This window comes from Mesorhizobium sp. L-2-11 (genome assembly GCF_016756595.1).
GTDB lineage: Bacteria > Pseudomonadota > Alphaproteobacteria > Rhizobiales > Rhizobiaceae > Mesorhizobium.
This window is the reverse complement of record NZ_AP023257.1, coordinates 3,183,556-3,202,540: the sequence shown is the minus strand read 5'-3', so window position 1 is coordinate 3,202,540 and position 18,985 is coordinate 3,183,556. Positions and strand designations below refer to the sequence as shown.

Here is an 18,985-nt window from a genome sequence, read left to right as displayed (position 1 = left end):
ATTTCATGACCCGGACGATCGTCGCCTCGGCGACACGAGAAATCATCATCGGCTTCGACCAGCCCTTCTGCGTCATCGGTGAGCGCATCAATCCAACCGGGCGCAAGAAGCTCGCCGCCGAGATGATTGCGGGTAATTTTGAGACCGTCATAAAAGACGCGCTGGAACAGGCCGCCTGCGGCGCGACCATGCTCGACGTCAATGCCGGCGTCACCGCTGTCGATCCCAACGCCACCGAGCCGGCGTTGCTGGTGCAGACGCTGGAGATCGTGCAGGGCCTCGTCGACCTGCCGCTGTCGATCGACAGTTCGGTGACCGCGGCGATCGAGGCGGCACTCAAGGTCGCCAAGGGCCGACCGCTGGTCAACTCCGTCACCGGCGAGGAAGAAAAGCTCGAAGCCATCCTGCCGCTTGTCAAGAAATACAATGTCCCGGTGGTTGCCATCTCCAACGACGAGACAGGCATTTCGATGGATCCGGACGTGCGCTTCGCCGTCGCCAAGAAGATCGTCGAGCGCTGCGCCGATTTCGGCATTCCGGCGCATGACGTCGTTGTCGATCCGCTGGTCATGCCGATCGGCGCGCTCGGCGACGCCGGCCGCCAGGTCTTTGCCCTGCTGCGCCGGCTGCGTGAAGAGCTCAAGGTCAACACCACCTGCGGCCTGTCGAACATCTCGTTCGGCCTGCCGCACCGTCACGGCATCAATGCTGCCTTCATCCCGATGGTGATCGGCGCCGGCATGACCTCGGCGATCATGAACCCGGTGCGGCCGCAGGAGATGGAAGCGGTGCGCGGCGCCAACGTGCTGAACGGCACCGACGAGAACTGCACCAACTGGATCAGGACCTACAAGGACTACAAGCCGGCCGAAGGCGGCCAGGCGATCGCGGCGCCCACGCAAGTCAATGCGCCGGGCGAAGGCAATGGCAATGGCGGCCGCCGGCGCGGCGGCCGCGAAGCCCGCATGGCCCGAGGATAAGCGCGCAATCGTGAACTCTCCTGCCAACATCACCGATCCGCTCGTGCTGTTCATGCCGTCCGGCAAGCGCGGGCGGTTTCCGGTCGGCACGCCGGTGCTCGACGCCGCACGCCAGCTCGGCGTCTATGTCGAGAGCGTGTGCGGCGGACGCGCCACTTGCGGGCGCTGCCAGGTCGAGGTGCAGGAAGGCAATTTCGCCAAGCACAAGATCGTTTCCTCCAACGACCACATCTCGCCCAAGGGCGCCAAGGAGGAGCGCTACGAACGCGTCCGCGGCCTTCCCGAACGGCGCCGCCTGTCCTGCTCGGCGCAGATCCTCGGCGACCTCGTCGTCGACGTGCCGCAGGATACGGTCATCAACGCACAGACCATTCGCAAGGATGCCGACACCAGGGTCATCGCCCGCGATTCGGCAATCCACATGTGCTATGTCGAGATCGACGAGCCCGACATGCACAATCCTTCAGGCGATCTCGATCGCCTGAAGATCGCGCTGATGAAGGACTGGGGCCTCAAGAGCCTCGATTTCGATTTCCATCTGCTGCCGCAGGTGCAAGGCATCTTGCGCAAGGGCAACTGGACCGCGACCGCCGCCATCCACAAGGATGCCGAAAGCGAGACCGCGCGGGTCATCTCTTTGTGGCCCGGCCTCAAGAACGAGGCCTACGGGCTTGCCTGCGATATCGGTTCGACCACCATCGCCATGCATCTGGTGTCGCTGCTGTCGGGCCGCGTCGCTGCCTCGTCAGGCACGTCGAACCCGCAGATCCGCTTCGGCGAGGATCTGATGAGCCGCGTTTCCTATGTGATGATGAACCCGGACGGCCGCGAAGGCATGACGGTCGCGGTGCGCGAGGCGATCTCGGGTCTTGTCGACAAGGTCTGCGCAGAGGGCAACGTCCAGCGCAACGACATCCTGGATTGCGTCTTCGTCGGCAATCCGATCATGCATCACCTGTTCCTCGGCATCGACCCGACCGAACTCGGCGGCGCGCCCTTCGCGCTGGCTGTCTCGGGCGCGGTTCATATCAAGGCGTCGGATATCGGCCTGAAGCTCAACCAGGGCGCCAGGCTTTACATGCTGCCGTGCATTGCCGGTCATGTTGGCGCCGACGCGGCGGCGGTGACGCTGTCGGAAGGCCCGCACCGCCAGGACGAGATGATGCTGATCGTCGATGTCGGCACCAATGCCGAGATCGTGCTCGGCAATCGCCAGCGGGTCGTGGCGGCCTCCTCGCCCACCGGTCCGGCCTTCGAGGGCGCGGAAATCTCCGGCGGCCAGCGCGCTGCGCCCGGCGCCATCGAGCGCGTCCGCATCGATCCCGACACGCTGGAGCCGAAATACCGCGTCATCGGCTCGGAACTATGGTCCGACGAGCCCGGCTTCCTCGACAGCGTGCAGGCAACCGGCGTCACCGGGATCTGCGGCTCCGGCATCATCGAGGTGGTCGCCGAGATGTACCTGGCCGGCATCATCTCCGAGGACGGCGTCGTCGACGGCGGGCTCTCCGCCCGCTCGCCGCGCGTCACCGCCAATGGCCGCACCTTCTCCTACGTGCTGAAGGAGGGCGAGCCGAGGGTCACCATCACCCAGACCGACGTGCGCGCCATCCAGCTCGCCAAGGCCGCACTCTATGCCGGCACCAAGCTGTTGATGGAAAAGCAGCACACCGAACATGTCGACCGCATCCACTTCGCCGGCGCCTTCGGCTCCTTTATCGATCCGAAATACGCCATGGTGCTGGGACTGATCCCCGACTGCGATCTCGACAAGGTCTCGGCCGTCGGCAACGCCGCCGGTGCCGGTGCGCGCATGGCGCTGCTCAATCGCGGCTATCGCCGTGAGATCGAGGAAACGGTGAGCCGGATCGAGAAGATCGAGACCGCGCTGGAGTCGAGATTCCAGGAGCATTTCGTCTACGCCATGGCGCTGCCGAACAAGGTCGACCCGTTCCCGAAACTGTCGGCGGCGGTGAAACTGCCGCCCCGCAAGACCGTCAGCGAGGACGGCATTGCCGGCGATGCCGCACCACGGCGTCGTTCGCGCGAAGGCCACGCCGCCCGGCGCGGCCGCGGGTAGCCCTACTGCCAAAGAGCTGCACTTCGCCCTCATTCTCGTTTGCATGCACTTGTTTCCGGATCAGCCCGAACTGAAACAGGCGCTGTTTTTCGTGAAATCCACCAGATACACGCGCGGCGCATTTAACCGGCATCGAACGGCAGGCAGGAAATAACTTTCAGCCGCCGCACTCCAAGGGAGATGACGATGTCGATGTTCGAAAGCCTCGGCCGCTTTGGTGCGGCCATCAAGCATGCGCACAAGAGGAACAGGTCGGTCCGGGACCTGAACAGTCTGCCGCCCGAAATTCAGAAGGACATCGGCTGGCCCGTGTCGCCGCGCAATGACCCGCAGGTCGCCTTCTCGGCCCTGCTTCTGGGGTCGGCGCGCTGATGACCTTCGCCGAAAAATGCAAGCTGCTGGCCAAGCGCCGGAGCCGTCATCCGGCTCCGGCGGCAAGCGACCGTCGGCTGCGCGCCGTACTGCTGCCCGGGCGCTGAACCATGACCAGATGCCGGCCTGATGCCGGCCGGATCACACCGCCGTGTTGAGACCGCGCGAATCTTGACATTCTGGGCGAAGGCACGATCTTCGATAGCGGGGGTTCTCTTAGTCGGCTCAGTCGAATTCCGTGTGTCCGCATGCCCAGTATCAAAAGCCACGTCGTTTCCTTCGTGCTCAGGTATAGCCGCAAGAAAGCGTTCTCCAGCCCGGAGAACCTGCAGCGCTGGATTGCCTATGCGCGCAAGACGGAGAACCATCAGCCGCCCGCATCGCTGCATCAGCGTTTCGAGATCGCAACGCGCAGCGTCGACGGCTTTCCCGTCTACGAGATCGCGCCAAAGACCGGCGAGCGGAAGCGGATCCTCTACCTGCATGGCGGCGCCTATGTCTTTCAAATCACGTCCTATCACTGGGGATTGATCGCCGACATGGCCGACCGGCTGGGCTTCGGCATCACCGTGCCGATCTATCCCATTGCGCCCGAATACGATTTCCACGCCATGTTCGGCATGGTCGGCAAGGTCTACCGCCGGATGCTCGACGAAACGGAAGCCCGGGACCTCGTCTTCATGGGCGATTCCGCCGGCGGCAACATGGCCGTGGTGCTGACCATGATGGCCGCGGAAGCCGCCCTGCCCTTGCCGTCGCGCCATGTGCTGATTTCGCCCGGCCTCGACGTGTCGCTCGCCAACCCCGAAGTGTTCGAGGCGGAACGCTACGATCCGTGGCTGGGAATTCCTGGCGGGCTGGAGGCGGTCCGGCTCTACAGTGCCGGCATAGATCCCAGCGACTGGCGCATCAGTCCGCTTTACGGTGACCTCTCGGTGTTGCCGAAAACGCTGCTTCTGACCGGTTCGCGCGACATGCTCACCCCCGACAATCTGATCTTCGCGCAAAAAGCCCGTGCCGCCGGTGTCGAGATAGAGGTCGTGCACGAGCAAGGCATGTTCCACGTCTGGCCGCTGATCGATATGCCAGAAGCACGGCGCGCGCGAGACAGCATCGTGGCGTTTTTAATCAGCGAAACCGAAACCTATCACGCCAAAGCCGGCGAATTGGCGCTGCAAAGGACGGATCGCGGCGTCACCGCCCACAACCTGGCTACGCCGTTGAGATCCTGAAATCAAAACTTTCCGGTTTCTCTAAACACTTCGAAGGTCGCGCGGATGTGGTCGGCGACGGCTTTCACCGGCGCGCTGGCGTCCGGCGCCACGATCATGGCCAGACTGTAGGTGCCGATGTCAGGCATGCCGTCCTTCGGGCAAAGCTCGACCATGTCGCTGCCGAGGAATGATTTCGGCAGCGGCGCCACCGCGAGGTCGGACATGATTGCGGCGCGCTGGCCGGCGGTGTGCGCGCTCATGTAGGCTACGCGGTAGTTGCGGCCCTCACGCCCGAGCGCCTCGAGCGCCCCGGCCCGCCAGGCACAACCCTCTTCCCACAATGACACCGGCAGCGGTTCGCGCAAATGCGCGCAGCCGCCCTTGGCGCCGGCCCAGACGATCGGTTCGGTGAGCAGCACTTCGGCGCCGAGCGCGCTGGTCTTGTAGGAATTGGTGAGAAGCGTGATGTCGAGCGCCCGGTCGTCCATGCGCCGACGCAGATTGATGCTCTGGTCGATAGTTACATCGACGGCGATCGAAGGATGCGACTGCGCAAAACGCTTCAGTACATGCGGCAGCACGCGCTCGCCATAGTCGTCGGGCGAGCCGAGCCGCACCACCCCGACAATGTCGGGGATGATGAACTTCGACACCACCTCGCGGTTGATCGACAACAGCCGGCGGGCATAGCCGAGCAGCATCTCGCCATCCGTGGTCAGCGTCACCGAGCGGGCGTCGCGCGCAAACACCGAGCGGCCGAGAATGTCCTCAAGCTTCTTGATCTGCATGGAAACAGCCGACGGTGTGCGGAAGACGGCATTGGCCGCGGTGGTGAAACTGCCGGTTTCGGCGATCGCCACGAAGGTGCGCAAAACATCTAGATCGAGCAGCGGTAACGGATGATTGAGTGGGGCGTTCATCGGGATCAACCTTCAAATTTTCTGATGCAAACCATCATTCCATTTCGTTTGATTGAACATCACTTTGGTGGGATAGTCAACTCCATCGAAGGCAGACGTGTCGAAAACGGCTTTGAAACGACCCCGACATCGATCTGCAATCGACACGAAATGGAGCTGAAACAGAGCTGAAGTAGCGCTTCGTACGCCGAGCATCGGCAAGTTCCTGACCAACGCAAAGGAGAAAGAAAATGTCTATCCTGTCATCCATCGGCCGCATCGCGACCGAATTCAGCGCGGCTCGCGCCCGCTACCAGACCGAACGCGCCATCCGCTCCCTGCCGATCGAACTGCAGAAGGATATCGGCTGGCCTGATGCCGCCGACACCAAGACCGGCACTCGCCACGGCGTTGGATCCTGGGCTGGCGGAGCAAAATAGATCGTGTGTATTCAAAGCTGAAGGCCTGCCGCGCAGATCATGTCCGGCAGGCCTTTTTTATTTGCGATCAAACGGTTTTTGGAGCCATGTCGCCGCTGCATGACGCATATGAACAGACTGCATGGCAGCTCAAATTTCGAACTAACGCCTTGTAAGTTATGATAAATACTGGGCAGAATGCCCAAATTTGTCGCATTCCGTGTCGCTTTTCCTATCAAGTGGTTCGCTTTTGCGATTTAGTTTCCCCGCGCGTAAGCCTATATCAGCGCCAGCCAACGAGCTGCCCCACTCCATCACGCGAAGGCGACCCGTCTGAGCAACCGAATGGAGATGATGATGAAGCTTTTTGCCCGCCTTTTTTTCCGCCGTGAAATGAACCTGACAACCGCGCTCGAGCGCCAGCGCCTTGCCAAAACCATGCCTGGCCAGACCGGCGCCGTGGCCGCCGCGCGCCTCGGCTTCGTCGCCTGATCACAAGCTCGCAAGCAGCGCTCGTTGCTGCTTCGAAGTCGATCACAGCGCCGCTTCGGTTAGCCGAGGCGGCGTGCTTGGTCATGCCTCGACCCCATGCGGCATACGCTCAATCCGGCAGCATTTTGGGCCCGTCACCGCATACGATTGCCCATTTGCGACCCATGTCGCAAATAAAGTCTTTCCGTTGCCGCCTAGCCGATTGACAGGTAAGGTATTTCCTGATGTCGCTATGCTGATCGCGACATCCTGTTCGCGCCATTGCAGCGTGAGGGCTACTCTGTGAACGTCGTAAATCAATCGATCAGGCGATCGTTTGTATTCTTCCTGGTCCCCGATTTCACCATGATCGCCTTTGCAACGGCGCTCGATCCGTTGCGATCGGCCAATCGGATGCTCGGCTACGAGGCCTACCGCTGGCGGCTCGCCAGCATCGACGGCAAGCCGGTGCGCGCCTCGAACGGCGTCGAATGCGCCGTCGACACCTCGCTGGAGGACGAACGCAAGAAGATGTCCGGCCCCGAACGGCCGAACATGGCGGTCGTCTGCAGCGGCATCAATGTCGAGCGCTACCACAACAGATCGGCTTTCGCCTGGCTGCGCGAGGAATACAATCGCGGCGTCGCTATCGGCGGCCTGTGCACCGGGGCGCACATACTGGCCGCCGCCGGCCTGTTGTCCAACAAGCGCTGCGCCATTCATTGGGAGAACCTGCCGGGCTTTTCCGAAGCGTTCCCGAAGGCCAACGTCTTTGCCGACCTCTTCGAGATCGACCAGAACATCTACACCTGCGCCGGCGGCACCGCGGCGCTCGATATGATGCTGAAGCTGATCGGCGACGATTTCGACGACAATCTCGTTAACCGGGTCTGCGAGCAGGTCTTGACTGACCGCGTGCGCAGCCCGACCGATCGCCAGCGCCTGCCGCTGCGCGCGCGCCTTGGCGTGCAGAACTCCAAGGTGCTGACCATCATCGAATTGATGGAAGCAAATCTTTCCGAGCCACTGTCGTTGATCGAGATTGCCGACCATGTCGACCTATCACGCCGACAGATCGAGCGCCTGTTCCGCACCGAGATGGGACGATCCCCTGCCCGCTACTATCTGGAGATCCGCCTCGACCGGGCCCGGCACTTGCTCATCCAATCATCGATGCCGGTGGTCGAAGTGGCAGTCGCTTGCGGCTTCGTCTCCGCCTCGCATTTCTCCAAATGCTACCGCGAGCTCTATGCGCGCTCGCCGCAGCAGGAGCGCGTCGATCGCAAGCAGCTGCTGGCCGCGTAAACAAGGCAACATCTGGCACGCGTACCTCTGGCGGGAACGCTTGAGATCTAGCGGCTGTCGAACATCCAGCTTCGGTCGCGCCACATTTTCTCGCCGACCTGGCAGTCTGTGGCCGGCTTGTCTTGCGCCAGCACCACCGGCGGCTGCGCCGCTTCTTCCGCCGCCCATCGCGGTGAGGCAGGCCCGGCAAGCTCGAGCACCAGCTTGCGGCGGATCGCTTCGGGAAACTGCGTCCAATCATTGACCGGGATCATGAATGCGCCGGGCCCACCGATAACGCAGTCTGTATAGTAGCGGTCAAGATAATTGACGTCATAGACGCTGGTGAAGCCGCCCCGGGTCATCAGCGGCAGGCCGTTGATGGTGATGCCTTGCCTGACCAGTTCGTCACGGATGATGTTGACGGGAGCACCTTGATTGTTGGGGCCGTCTCCCGAAATGTCGATGACGCGCTTGACGCCCTGAAAGCCGCTTTCGGCGAAGAGATCGCCGCCGAATTGCAAGGCACCGGAAATCGAAGTGCGCCGGGCGCTGTTGGGCGCATGGGCGGAGAGCTGTTCGACCACCCGCTCGGCGTCGGCACGATTGGCGATCACCGTCCACGGCACGATGACGTGCTGCCAGGTCGTGCCGGCCCATTCGACATAGGTGACCGCTATCTTGCCATAGGCGCCGTCGGCGATGGCCTGCAGCACGGTTTCGTGCGTCAGCGCCGCGACATAGCCGCGACGCTGAATTTCGAGTTCGGCCGGCGACATCGACAGCGAAACGTCGACCGCCAGCACCAGCGCGATGTCGACGGGCTCGGCGGCATGGGATTCCGGCGCCTGAACGAGCATCAGCGCCAGCGCGGCGGCGCCTGAGAGGAGATGTCCTGCGCGGGGAAAAGCAGACATGCCGCAAGGTAAGCGAAAATCGTCGCGCCACAAAGCGAAAAGCCCGGCGCCGGACTAATGCATGTCGCCCAAAAGACGTAGCGGGGTTGGGTTACGACATGCATAAAACGAGAATCTAAAGCGTTCCCTCAGACGCAACGCGCTTTAGTCCTTGCGTTCACGTTTTTGCGAGTCCGCCTTCACCCTCTATTTTCGGAGGCTCAGCTGCGTGGATTGAGGTTCTCCGGGTCATAGAGCGGTCTGTAGCCGACGGCGGCCACTTCGACCGGGTATGTCTCGCCGAAATATTCGACATTCAGCTTGCGCCCCTCCTGGCAATACGCCCACGGCAGATAGGCGAGCGCAATGTTCCTGCCGATGGTCGGGCCGTAGGCGACCGAAGTCGTGAAGGATCGGCGGCCGAGTTCGTCGACCAGCGTCTCGCCCGTTTGCGGGTCGATCACCGGCATCGTGCCGACGGGATAGCGGGCCACGCCGTTGGAATCGACATTGTCCGTCATGACAAGCGTGCAAAGCATGGCCGGCTGATGCGCGCGGGCGCGATAGTCCAGATGCTTTGCCTTGCCGCTGAAATCGGCCTCCTTGACCTTCGGGCGGGCGAGATCGGCCTCCAGCAGATTGTACTCGGTCAAAAGATCCGCATTCTGCAGGCGCAGGCTCTTCTCCATGCGGCGGCTGTTGGCATAGGTCTCGACGCCAAAGGCCATCACGCCGGTCGAACGCAAAGCATCCCATACGGCCAAGCCGTCTTCGTATCGCATATGCAGTTCCCAGCCCTGCTCGCCGACATAGGAGATGCGGAAAGCGGTCACGTCCTTGCCAGCGATCCTGACAGGCTTGATCGCCGCAAAGGGGAAATTTTCCGGTGTCAGGCCGTTGGGGTCTTCCACGACCTTGCTCAATGTTGCCCGGGCGTTTGGGCCCCAGATGCCGACGGTCACGTACTTTTCTGTCACGTCGGTGATGGCGACATCGAACCCTTTGTCTTCTGCCGTCCGCCGCATGTAGTGGAAGTCGCGCGGACCGGCATCGGCGCCGTCGATAACGCGGCAACGATCGGCCATGCGGATGACGGTCAGGTCGGCGCGCACCATGCCCTCATCGTCGAGGAAATGGGTGTAGATGCCCTTGCCGATGTTGGTATCGCCGCCGATCCTGGCCGCGCACAGCCATTCCATCAGCGCGACATGGTCCGGGCCTTCCACGTCGTACATCGCGAAATGCGACAGGTTGACGATGCCGCAATCCTCGCTCATGGCGAGATGCTCGGCATTGGAGACGCGCCAGAAATGGCGGTTGTCCCACTCGTTTTCACGCACCGGCACCCGGTTGCCGTATTTCTCGAGCAGGTGCTCGTTGGCGGCATAGCCATGGGCGCGCTCCCAGCCGCCGAGTTCCATGAAATAGCCGCCGAGTTCCTTCTCGCGCTCCCAGAAGGGCGAGCGGCGCACGTCGCGAGCCTTGGAGAAGGGCTCGCGCGGATGGACCGCTGGATTGTAGACCTTCATCGCCGTTTCGGTGCAGCGGTCCCAGATGAACTGCTCTTGCGTCTGGTGCGGATAGAAGCGCGAATAGTCAATGGCGTGGTGGTCGATCGACGTCCGGCCGTCCGTCATCCAGTCGGCGATGAGCTTGCCCATGCCGGGGCCGTCCTTGACCCAGATCGCGACGGCATACCAGAGACCCCGCACCTTCTGGCTCTCGCCCATGGAAGGGCCGCCGTCTGCCGTCACCTGCAGAAGCCCGTTGAAGGAATGGCTCTCATTGTAGCCCAGTTCGCCCAGGATCGGCGTCAGTTCCATGGCGCGCTCGAGCGGCGCCAGGATCTGTTCCATGTCGAGGTCGCGCTGCGAGGGCGAAAGACGGGCCTGTTCCTTCTCCAGAAGGTCGCGCGGATGGCAAAGGCGCGGATTGGTCTCTTCGTAATAGCCCCACTCGATCTGCCCGCCTTCGGCGGTCTTGGGATCGCCGGTGTCGCGCATGTAAGCCGAATTGCCCTGGTCGCGCAGCAGCGGCCAGCCGATCTCTTTGCCGGTGCCGGCGAACTCGGTATAGGGCCCGAAGAAGGTGAGCGGATGGTCGATCGGCATCACCGGCAAGTCCTCGCCGACCATTTCAGCGATCAACCGCCCCCAGATACCCGCGCAAACGATCACGTAGTCGGCCTCGATGGTGCCGCGATCGGTCACCACGCCCTTGATGCGCCCATTCTCGACGATAAGCGACCTGGCCGGCGTATTCGCGAACGACTTGAGCTTGCCGGAGGCTTCCGCCTGGTCGACCAGCTTGCCGGCGACCGTTTGCGAGCGTGGAATGACGAGCCCGGCATCGGGATCCCACAGGCCGCCCTGCACCATCTCTTCTTCGATCAGCGGGAATTTTTCCTTGATCTCAGCCGGTTCGATCAAGCGCGCGCGTGTGCCAAAAGCCTTTGCCGAGGCGATCTTGCGCTTGATCTCCGCCATGCGGGCGTCGTCGCCGACGCGAGCGACTTCGAGGCCGCCGATGCGAGCGTAATGGCCCATCTTTTCGTAAAAATCGATCGAGTAGAGCGTCGTCCAGCAGGACAGGAAATCATGGCTGGTGGTGTAGCAGAAGTCGGAAGCGTGCGCCGTCGAACCGATATCGGTCGGGATGCCTGACTTGTCGATGCCGACGATGTCGTCCCAGCCGCGCTCGATCAGGTGATGGGCGACCGATGCGCCGACAATACCGCCCAGCCCGACGATGACGACCTTCGCCTTTTCCGGAAATCCTGCCATTGCCCGCGACTCCAAAAGTGCTGCTGCAGGCGCCAGGCGCCCGCTTGATCGGCGCACAATATGCAGGCGACGGCCGTCGTGCTACCGCCTGTTTGCGACACGCTGCAGGTGCGGCGCGACCCCGGCACACAACGCCGAAAAATCGCATTCGATTTTCGTTGGGATCATGCGCAGAAACTCGTTTTGGATCGGCCGCCTCAGGCAAAAATGATGCGCGCCAGACTGAAGACGGAACTCATGACTTATCGACGGGAACGACGTCCAACACTGCGGCGCGATGTCCTTTGATGCTCGCCCAAAGCGCCATGAAGGGGCCGGCGAGCAGCAGGAACGGCGGGATCAGATTGGGAAAGTAGATGCGGGTGTCGTGGATCGGGAAGACGGTGAACTTCGCCAGCACGCCAAGCACCAGGGCCGCAAACAGGATGCCGGCGCGGCGGTCGAGCTTGAAGCCGGCGCGGCTTGCCGCATAGCAGCCCGCCAGCGCCAGCACCGAGGTGCCGACCCAGCTGTTCAGGCTGACGGCGCGGACCATGGAGACGGCAAAAGCCCGAAGATAGGCGACAGCCGAGAACGGCGGATCGAAGCCGTTCATGTTGTAGTGCTGCTCGATCGAGGAGAACCACAGATGCGGCCACCAGCCGGGGTGCTGCGTCCAATGCGAGATGGCGAAATAGGCGACCAGGGAGGCGGCAAAGCCGGCCAGCGCGCCCCACGCCTTCTGCCGGAACGCGACCAGCAACACCGCGAAGACGGTGAGAAAGACGATGTTGTCGGGCCGCGCCATGAAGGCGAGAAAGAGCAGGATTGCGGTGGCCACCTCGCGACCGCGCACATAGGTAAAGAGCCCGCCGAGGAACAGGGCCGAGCACAGCAGATCCGGCGTCGCGGCCCGCGCCGCGTCGCCGAATTCGGCCATCATCAGCACCGCGCCGACGACCGGCGCCAGCGCCAGCGCGCCCTCGGATCGCAGCCAGAGCAGCGCGATCGCACCGAACACCAGCACTGACAGCACCGAGACCGCGCGCATCGCCTCGACCGGCGACATCACCGAACTCATCGTCGAAAGAATCTCGGCGTAGAGGAACTTGATCCGGTACATGCCGAGCAGCGAATGGAAATCGGCGGCGTTCCCGGCCATATGACTGCGGAAGCCGCCGCCATCATCGATCAGTGCCTTGTAGTCGCCCGCCGACACACCGCCCCTAACCATGCCATAGGCATAATCGTGCAGCGCCTGCACATCGCGATAGCTGCCTTCCTCGGCGATCGCGAGGTAGGGCAGCATGTCCCAATTGGCGTCGGGGATGAACCATGCCATCACCGCGGTCAGCAGGATGTAGAGCGCTAAGGTCGCCGCCCCGATCGGTGCGGCAAGACGCGCATAGGTGCCCTCGCCCCATGCCAGACCGCCCTCGGTCAGCCGGTCGAGCAGGTTTGTCGGAGCCGGAGATTTGGTCAGCATGGTTTCGCTCGGCGGACCTGGGGCTGGCGGACCTGGGGCTAGCGGACCTGGCTTTTGACGAAATCCTTCACGATCGACACGATGCCGCGGGTCAACAGGCTGTCGAGCGCCTCGACGAAGCGGTCGACATGTTCGCGCTGGCAGATCAGCGGCGGTTCGAGACGGATGACGTTGCGGTTGTATTCGGTGAAGGCAACGAGCACATCGTAGTCGCGCAGCAGCAAAGCACCGACGAAGCCGGACAAGGACCCCTTCAGCTTGTCGTCAAGCACGCTGACCACAGGCCGCAGCACCATCGGCAAGGTCTGCGAAAAGTCGTGGAATTCCAGCCCGACCATCAAGCCTTTGCCGCGCACGTCCTTGATGATGTTGGGATGTTTCTCCTTGAGCGCCTGCAGGTGTTGCAGCAGATAGTCGCCGGTGGCCGCGGCGTTGTCGATCAGCCCCTCTTCGTAAAGCACGTTGAGAGCCTCGATCGAGGTGACGCAGGCCTCGCCCATGCCGCCGAAAGTGGCCATGGCGTGGATCATCGCCGTCTTCGGCGTGCCGTAGGCCTTCATATAGACCTCGCGCCTGGCGATCATGGCGCCGACCGCCGCCTTGCCGCCACCAAGCGACTTTGCCAGCGCCGTCACATCCGGAACGACGCCGTAGTGCTCGAAGGCATAGAAGCGACCGGAGCGCCCATAGCCGCACTGCACCTCGTCGGCGACCCACAGAACACCGTATTGATCGCACAGCGCACGCAGCTTATGCCAGTATTCGGCAGGCGCCTGGATGATGCCGCCGCCGCCCTGGATGGTTTCGAGCACGATAACGCCGACCTCGGGATCAGAACGGAACGTGCGCTCGACCGCTTCGATGTCGGCGAACGGAATGCGCAAGACATTGTCGGCCATCTTGAAGTCGGCGCGATAGAGCGAGCCGTCGGTGATCGCCAGCACGCCTTTGGTCTTGCCGTGGAAGGAATTCTCGGCATAGACGATTTTGGGCCGCTTCGAGCCGGCGGCACGCTCGGCGAGCTTCACCGCCGCCTCCATGGCTTCCGAGCCGGAAGAGCCCAGAAACACCATGTCGAGGTCGCCGGGCGAGCATTTGGCGAGATTGTGCGCCAGCGCCGCCGCGTATTGCGACATGAAGGCGATGGCGATCTCCTGCCGCTTCTCCTCCTGGAACTTTTTGCGCGCCTCGAGAAGGCGCGGATGATTGTGGCCGAAGGCCAGCGAGCCGAAGCCGCCAAAGAAATCCAGGATCTTGCGCCCGTTCTGGTCGATGTAGAACATGCCTTCGGCGCGCTCGATCTTGATCTTGTTGAACCCAAGCAGCTTCATGAAATGCAGCTGGCCGGGGTTGAGATGCGCCTTGAACAGGTCGGTCATGCGCGCGACGTCCATCGCCTTGGCCTGCTCGACGCTGATCAGATCGGGTTTGGCGGTGATGGCGGGCGAAAGTGCCGGCGCGCTGACGGCGGCGCGCGCAGTCGTGTCGTCTGGCTTGGTCATGACGGTCATTTCAAGAGTCTCCTGCTGGCCTTCACTCGGCGGGCACGTGTTCGGCGGCGACGGCATAGCCGTCTTTCTTGGCGCGATATTCGCTGTAGGCGGCGATCAGCATGTCCTCGTCGCGATATTGCGGCACCCAGCCGAGCTGGCGTTCGGCCTTGGACACGTCGAGCACGCAATCCTCGTCGGCGATCAGATACTGCTCCGGATCCATGATCGGCATGTTCAACAGGTCGAGCAGGTCGAGCGTGCGCTTGACCGCCCAGCCCGGCGTCGGGATCAGGATCGATTTCGAACCGGCATGCTTGATCAGGTCGCCGAGCAGTTTCCGGACCGGCGGCGGGTTGAGCGAGCCGAGATTATAGGCCTCATCCGGCACGCCGGCCTTCCAGGCGGCGCGCGCCGCCTCGGCGCAGTCGAACACCGAGATGAACTGATACGGGTTCTTGCCCGAGCCGATCATCGGCACCGGAAGGTTCCAGTCGATCAGCTTGAACAGCTTTTCGAGGATGCCGAGGCGACCGGGGCCGATGATCAGGCGCGGTCGAAACAGCGAGATCGACATGCCGCGCTTGCGCCATTCAGCAGCCAGTTCCTCGGTCTTCTGCTTCGACCAGCCATATTCGCCGAGCGGCGCGACCGGGTGCTCCTCGGTCATCGGCTGCGTAACCGTATGGCCGTAGATCATGTCGGTCGTGTAATGGACGAGCTTGGGCGCACCGGCTCTGTCCATCGCCTGCATGATGTGCTCGGTGCCGTGAAAATTCACTGGGAAGAAGAATTCGTGGCGCTTGGCGCGCACCTGGATCGGCGACAGCATTTTCGCCGACAGATTGTAGATCATGTCATCGGCCTTCAGCCCGACTGCCGCCACAGATACGGGATCGGTGACGTCGCACCTGACAAATCGGGCGAAGCGGTAATGCGGCAGGTCGCTCCTGGCGATGTCGGCGACGACCACCTCCTCGCCGTCGGCCAGAATTTTCGAAGCAAGGTGGCGGCCGACGAAACCGTCGCCGCCGAAGATCACATGTCTCATCGAACGATCCCACTTTGAATCTTGTCAGACGAAAGGGATGCCGTTTCCTCGTCATGCCCGCGACCACCCAAATCCCGGCCACCCAAATCCCGGCCACTTTGGGCGATCAGCACCGTGCCAACGCAGATGAAAGTGATGCCGGCGATACGCCAGCCATTGAGGTCTTCGCGGAAGATGAAATAGGCGAAGATCGCAACGGCGACATAGGCGAGACTGAGGAACGGATAGGCGAAGCTGAGCTCTACCTTGGACAGCACATAGAGGTGCGACGCCATCGAGATGACGAAGGTGCACAGGCCGAGGAAAACCCATGGGCTGAAGACGATCTGCAACAGCTTCAGCAACGGATGGGTGCCCTCGAGGGAAATCGCACCGAGTGACATCATGCCCTGCTTCAGCATCAGCTGCGCGGCAGCGTTTGTCATGACCGTGAACAGAATGAAGACGATGTATTTCATGCTTTTTCCATCAACCCTTCCCCGTTCTATTGAAAACTTCCAAATATTTCGTGAAGCACAAAAAATCTTGAGGAAACCTTTCTTTATATCCGTTAACCACGAACTATTCGAATTTTATCTATTCCGCGGCTTCTGCGATTCCGTGTCGCGCCTCAAGCTTTTTCGCCGTTCGCGCCCAGAAACTCGACATGAAGGCGGGATCGCGGATCGCTTCGATGCATTGCCATTCCGGAAAAGAGGCTGCGAAAACGTCGTCGCCCATGCGGGCGTCCTTGTAAGGATTGACCGCGCCACCGGCCTCGACTGTGATTTGGTCGAGTTCCTTCAGCAGCGCCAGCGTCGCACGGCCACGGTTGGGGAAATCCAGCGTCAACGTGAAACCCGGTCGCGGGAACGACAGCAGTGCCGGCGAGCGGACCCCGCCGAAGCGCTTCAGGACGGTGAGGAACGAGCCCTGCCCGGCCCGTTTTGCCGCCCCAAGCAATGCCGGCACCACTCGGCGCGCGACGTCTTGCGGCACCACGCTCTGGTGCTGGAAAAGCCCGTTCGGTCCATAGAGCCGGTTCCAGTTGCCGACGCCGTCGAGCGGAAAGAAGAAACCCTGGTAGCCCACCTGGCGCGGCGCCGTGGACCGGCCTTTCTTCCACCGGTAGGCGGCATTGAAGGCAGTCAGGAACGGCCGGTTGAGCACGTTGAACGGCAGCTGGAACGGCACCGAAAGATTTCCACCGGCCCGCAAGGCGCAATGGGAACCATGCTCGGCGTGATTGCCGGTGAACAGCAGCCCGCGCCCGCGACTGTGGCCGCCGGCAAGCTGGTCGAGCCAGGCGACGACGTATTCGTTGGCCTGATCGGCCACTTCTGCAAGTTCGAAGAATTCGCTGAGATCACGGAACGGCGTCACCTTCTCGACGATGTCGAGCGATGGTACCCGCATCAGCCGGATCGATGCGGACAGGATCAGGCCAGTCAACCCCATGCCGCCGATCGTCGCCGCGAACTGGCGTTCATTCTCGGTGGCCGAGCAGTAATGGGCCTGTCCGTCCGATCTGAGCAGCATGAAGGATTCGACATGGCAGCCGAAGGTGCCGCGCCGGTGATGGTTCTTGCCGTGAACGTCATTGGCGATGGCGCCGCCGAGCGTGACGAACTGCGTGCCCGGAACGACGGCCGGAAAGAAGCCGTATGGTGCTGCATGGGCGATGATGTCGGACAGAAGCACGCCAGCCTCGGCCTCGATCACGCCGGTTTCGGCATTGAAGGCGCGAATCCTGTTCAGCGGCCGCATATCGACGATCGCGCCCACCCCATTCTGGCAGGAATCGCCATAGGAGCGGCCGTTGCCGTAGGCGAGCAAAGCGTTTCTTGTCGCCTTGCGGCTCTTCAGCAGCGCAACAGCGTCATCCGCCGAGATCACATTGAGTGCCGGTGGCGTGGCAAGACCGAAGCTCTGGAACCGCTCCTGCCCCACGCCTACCAGCCTCCGGCGACCAGAAACACGGCGCCGATCAGCACGACGATCTGGCTGCGCCAGTCGCGGATGATGAAGACGACCGGATCGTCATGCATCTGGTCGCGGCGGGCGAGAATCCAGACGCGCATGGTCAGGTAAAGCACAATCGGCGCCAGCGGCCAGACCAGCCAGGGATGCGGATAAAGTTCGCGCACTGCAACGCTGTCCATATAGAGCGCCAGCACCAGTGCCGAGGAAAAGGCCGAGGCCATGCCCGCCTGGGCGACGATCTCCTGGTCTTCGGTGCGGTAGCCGCGGCCGGCAATGCGCTCGCCGGCCGGAATGGCGGTCGTGCGCAGCTCGACAAACCGCTTTACCAGCGCCAGCGACAGGAAAAAGAAGATCGAGAAGGCCAGCAGCCAGAACGAGGCGTCGACGCCGGTCGCCGCGGCGCCCGCCAGAACGCGGATCGTGTAGAGACCGGCCAATATCAGCACATCGATCAGAAGCATGCGCTTGAACGATAGCGAATAGCCGATGGTGATGACCATGTAGCCGCCGAGCACGCCGAGGAATTCGATCGGCAGCAGAAGCCCTGCACCAACGCCTGTTGCGAGCAGCACCATCATTGAACCGAGGCCGAACGGGATCGACAGCGCGCCGCTGGCAAAGGGCCGGTTGCGCTTGGTCAGGTGTTTGCGGTCGAGCGCGAGATCGAAGAAATCATTGAAGATGTAGATGGCGGAAGCGACTGCGCTGAACGAGACGAATGCCAGCAGGCATTTCCAGATCATGTCGGCGTTGAAGTATTCGTGCGACAGCACCATCGGCACCGCGATCAGCGAGTTCTTCAGCCACTGATGAACGCGCAGCATCTTGACGATGGTTCTGAATGTCGGCTTCGGCGCCGGCATGATTTCGGCACTGTGCGCGGCCTGCCAGCGCGCGGCATGGCGGTCGGGCGCGACGACGATTGCCGTGCGTGCGGCGTCGAATACCCTAAGGTCGTGCCGGCTGTTGCCGGCATAGTCGAAGCCGCCATCGCCATAGGCGGCGACAAGCGAGGCGCGCTTTCTGCCTGAAGTCATGTTGTGGGGGCCGTCGGTCGCCAGGACGCGATCGAATATCCCGAGATGTGCGGCGATCGCCTCGGCGAATTTACGCGGCGTCCCGGTCGCCAGCACGATCTTGCGGCCTTCGCCATGTTCGGTGCGAAGGCGCTGAAGCAGCGCCTCGCGGTAGGGCAGCGACGCAGGATCGATGTCGATGCGTTGAGCGATGGCCTGCTTCAACCGCGCCGGCCCGCCAGCGAGCCAGAACGGCACCAGGAAAATATAGAGCGGATTCTTCTTGAGAAGGATGAACAGGCCTTCCCACAACAGGTCCGTTGCGATCAGCGTGCCATCGAGATCGACCGCAAGCGGGATTGCGTTCCTGTCAGACCGCGCATCCATTCTTCGTTGCCCTGCCTAAAAGCGCATGATCCCGAAAGCCGACCTTTCGAAAAGGATCAGGCGCCGATCCAAAACCCCATGCTTCGGCGTCTTCGGCCGATATAACGGGGAACAGCGCAGCGATCGTTAAAACGCCCAGCCTGGCCTGGTTTGCGTGACGGTATTTTCCCTTTCATCGTTAAGTTTCGATAACTCGAAACGTTCAAAGGCCGGGCA

16 protein-coding genes are annotated in these 18,985 nt (G+C 62.2%); 7 read left to right on the top strand and 9 right to left on the bottom strand.

Annotation, left to right across the window (positions count from 1 at the left end; translation table 11 throughout):
• Positions 1-5: 5 nt before the first annotated feature.
• The 4 genes from JG739_RS15320 (at position 6) to JG739_RS15305 (ending at position 4,664) form a co-directional block, all read left to right on the top strand.
• The gene (locus JG739_RS15320) at positions 6-980 is read left to right on the top strand and encodes a methyltetrahydrofolate cobalamin methyltransferase (RefSeq protein ID WP_202367176.1); all 975 of its coding nucleotides are present in this window, start codon (positions 6-8) and stop codon (positions 978-980) included.
• The gene (locus JG739_RS15315) at positions 931-3,060 is read left to right on the top strand and encodes an ASKHA domain-containing protein (protein ID WP_202367481.1); all 2,130 of its coding nucleotides are present in this window, start codon (positions 931-933) and stop codon (positions 3,058-3,060) included. Before JG739_RS15320 ends, JG739_RS15315 begins: the two co-directional genes overlap by 50 nt.
• A 186-nt stretch (positions 3,061-3,246) precedes the next feature.
• Positions 3,247-3,432: a hypothetical protein gene (locus JG739_RS15310; protein ID WP_202367175.1), complete on the top strand. Its 186-nt coding sequence runs from the start codon at positions 3,247-3,249 to the stop codon at positions 3,430-3,432.
• A 248-nt stretch (positions 3,433-3,680) separates the two neighbouring features.
• Positions 3,681-4,664 (top strand): alpha/beta hydrolase, encoded by a 984-nt coding sequence (locus JG739_RS15305; RefSeq protein WP_202367174.1) that lies wholly within the window; start codon positions 3,681-3,683, stop codon positions 4,662-4,664.
• Between the two features lie 2 nt (positions 4,665-4,666).
• On the opposite strand, the gene JG739_RS15300 is transcribed toward JG739_RS15305, so the two are convergent.
• On the bottom strand, positions 4,667-5,566 hold the full coding sequence (locus JG739_RS15300; protein WP_202367173.1) for a LysR substrate-binding domain-containing protein: 900 nt from the start codon (positions 5,564-5,566) through the stop codon (positions 4,667-4,669).
• A gap of 230 nt (positions 5,567-5,796) precedes the next feature.
• Between JG739_RS15300 and JG739_RS15295 the strand changes: the two genes are divergently transcribed.
• From JG739_RS15295 to JG739_RS15285, 3 genes are all read left to right on the top strand, one after another.
• Positions 5,797-5,985, top strand: a complete 189-nt coding sequence (locus JG739_RS15295) for a hypothetical protein (protein ID WP_202367172.1) — start codon at positions 5,797-5,799, stop codon at positions 5,983-5,985.
• Between the two features lie 324 nt (positions 5,986-6,309).
• Positions 6,310-6,456, top strand: coding sequence for a hypothetical protein (locus tag JG739_RS15290; RefSeq protein ID WP_202367736.1), 147 nt, complete (start codon positions 6,310-6,312; stop codon positions 6,454-6,456).
• A 345-nt stretch (positions 6,457-6,801) separates the two neighbouring features.
• The gene (locus tag JG739_RS15285; protein ID WP_244749901.1) at positions 6,802-7,740 is read left to right on the top strand and encodes a GlxA family transcriptional regulator; all 939 of its coding nucleotides are present in this window, start codon (positions 6,802-6,804) and stop codon (positions 7,738-7,740) included.
• Between the two features lie 47 nt (positions 7,741-7,787).
• Here the strand turns inward: JG739_RS15285 and JG739_RS15280 are convergent, their stop codons facing one another.
• From JG739_RS15280 to JG739_RS15245, 8 genes are all read right to left on the bottom strand, one after another.
• Positions 7,788-8,636 (bottom strand): DUF1194 domain-containing protein, encoded by an 849-nt coding sequence (locus JG739_RS15280; protein ID WP_202367170.1) that lies wholly within the window; start codon positions 8,634-8,636, stop codon positions 7,788-7,790.
• 200 nt (positions 8,637-8,836) lie between these two features.
• Positions 8,837-11,398 (bottom strand): GcvT family protein, encoded by a 2,562-nt coding sequence (locus JG739_RS15275; protein WP_202367169.1) that lies wholly within the window; start codon positions 11,396-11,398, stop codon positions 8,837-8,839.
• A 235-nt stretch (positions 11,399-11,633) separates the two neighbouring features.
• Positions 11,634-12,863, bottom strand: coding sequence for a hypothetical protein (locus tag JG739_RS15270; protein ID WP_202367168.1), 1,230 nt, complete (start codon positions 12,861-12,863; stop codon positions 11,634-11,636).
• 38 nt (positions 12,864-12,901) lie between these two features.
• Positions 12,902-14,374 (bottom strand): aspartate aminotransferase family protein, encoded by a 1,473-nt coding sequence (locus JG739_RS15265; protein WP_202367167.1) that lies wholly within the window; start codon positions 14,372-14,374, stop codon positions 12,902-12,904.
• 22 nt (positions 14,375-14,396) lie between these two features.
• The gene (locus tag JG739_RS15260; protein WP_202367166.1) at positions 14,397-15,404 is read right to left on the bottom strand and encodes an NAD-dependent epimerase/dehydratase family protein; all 1,008 of its coding nucleotides are present in this window, start codon (positions 15,402-15,404) and stop codon (positions 14,397-14,399) included.
• Complete coding sequence (locus tag JG739_RS15255) at positions 15,401-15,862, bottom strand: EamA family transporter (protein ID WP_202367165.1); 462 nt, start codon at positions 15,860-15,862, stop codon at positions 15,401-15,403. Before JG739_RS15255 ends, JG739_RS15260 begins: the two co-directional genes overlap by 4 nt.
• Before the next feature lie 118 nt (positions 15,863-15,980).
• Positions 15,981-17,333 (bottom strand): FAD-binding oxidoreductase, encoded by a 1,353-nt coding sequence (locus JG739_RS15250; protein ID WP_202367164.1) that lies wholly within the window; start codon positions 17,331-17,333, stop codon positions 15,981-15,983.
• Between the two features lie 2 nt (positions 17,334-17,335).
• On the bottom strand, positions 17,336-18,769 hold the full coding sequence (locus JG739_RS15245) for a UbiA family prenyltransferase (RefSeq protein WP_202367163.1): 1,434 nt from the start codon (positions 18,767-18,769) through the stop codon (positions 17,336-17,338).
• Positions 18,770-18,985: the final 216 nt, after the last annotated feature.

What these genes read in the sequence shown, in the direction of transcription:
- JG739_RS15320 (WP_202367176.1), top strand. Translation starts at nt 6, where the DNA reads ATGACCCGGACGATCGTCGCCTCGGCGACACGAGAAATCATCATCGGC.
- JG739_RS15315 (WP_202367481.1), top strand. Translation starts at nt 931, where the DNA reads ATGGCGGCCGCCGGCGCGGCGGCCGCGAAGCCCGCATGGCCCGAGGAT.
- JG739_RS15310 (WP_202367175.1), top strand. Translation starts at nt 3,247, where the DNA reads ATGTCGATGTTCGAAAGCCTCGGCCGCTTTGGTGCGGCCATCAAGCAT.
- JG739_RS15305 (WP_202367174.1), top strand. Translation starts at nt 3,681, where the DNA reads ATGCCCAGTATCAAAAGCCACGTCGTTTCCTTCGTGCTCAGGTATAGC.
- JG739_RS15300 (WP_202367173.1), bottom strand. Translation starts at nt 5,566, where the DNA reads ATGAACGCCCCACTCAATCATCCGTTACCGCTGCTCGATCTAGATGTT.
- JG739_RS15295 (WP_202367172.1), top strand. Translation starts at nt 5,797, where the DNA reads ATGTCTATCCTGTCATCCATCGGCCGCATCGCGACCGAATTCAGCGCG.
- JG739_RS15290 (WP_202367736.1), top strand. Translation starts at nt 6,310, where the DNA reads ATGGAGATGATGATGAAGCTTTTTGCCCGCCTTTTTTTCCGCCGTGAA.
- JG739_RS15285 (WP_244749901.1), top strand. Translation starts at nt 6,802, where the DNA reads ATGATCGCCTTTGCAACGGCGCTCGATCCGTTGCGATCGGCCAATCGG.
- JG739_RS15280 (WP_202367170.1), bottom strand. Translation starts at nt 8,636, where the DNA reads ATGTCTGCTTTTCCCCGCGCAGGACATCTCCTCTCAGGCGCCGCCGCG.
- JG739_RS15275 (WP_202367169.1), bottom strand. Translation starts at nt 11,398, where the DNA reads ATGGCAGGATTTCCGGAAAAGGCGAAGGTCGTCATCGTCGGGCTGGGC.
- JG739_RS15270 (WP_202367168.1), bottom strand. Translation starts at nt 12,863, where the DNA reads ATGCTGACCAAATCTCCGGCTCCGACAAACCTGCTCGACCGGCTGACC.
- JG739_RS15265 (WP_202367167.1), bottom strand. Translation starts at nt 14,374, where the DNA reads ATGACCGTCATGACCAAGCCAGACGACACGACTGCGCGCGCCGCCGTC.
- JG739_RS15260 (WP_202367166.1), bottom strand. Translation starts at nt 15,404, where the DNA reads ATGAGACATGTGATCTTCGGCGGCGACGGTTTCGTCGGCCGCCACCTT.
- JG739_RS15255 (WP_202367165.1), bottom strand. Translation starts at nt 15,862, where the DNA reads ATGAAATACATCGTCTTCATTCTGTTCACGGTCATGACAAACGCTGCC.
- JG739_RS15245 (WP_202367163.1), bottom strand. Translation starts at nt 18,769, where the DNA reads ATGGATGCGCGGTCTGACAGGAACGCAATCCCGCTTGCGGTCGATCTC.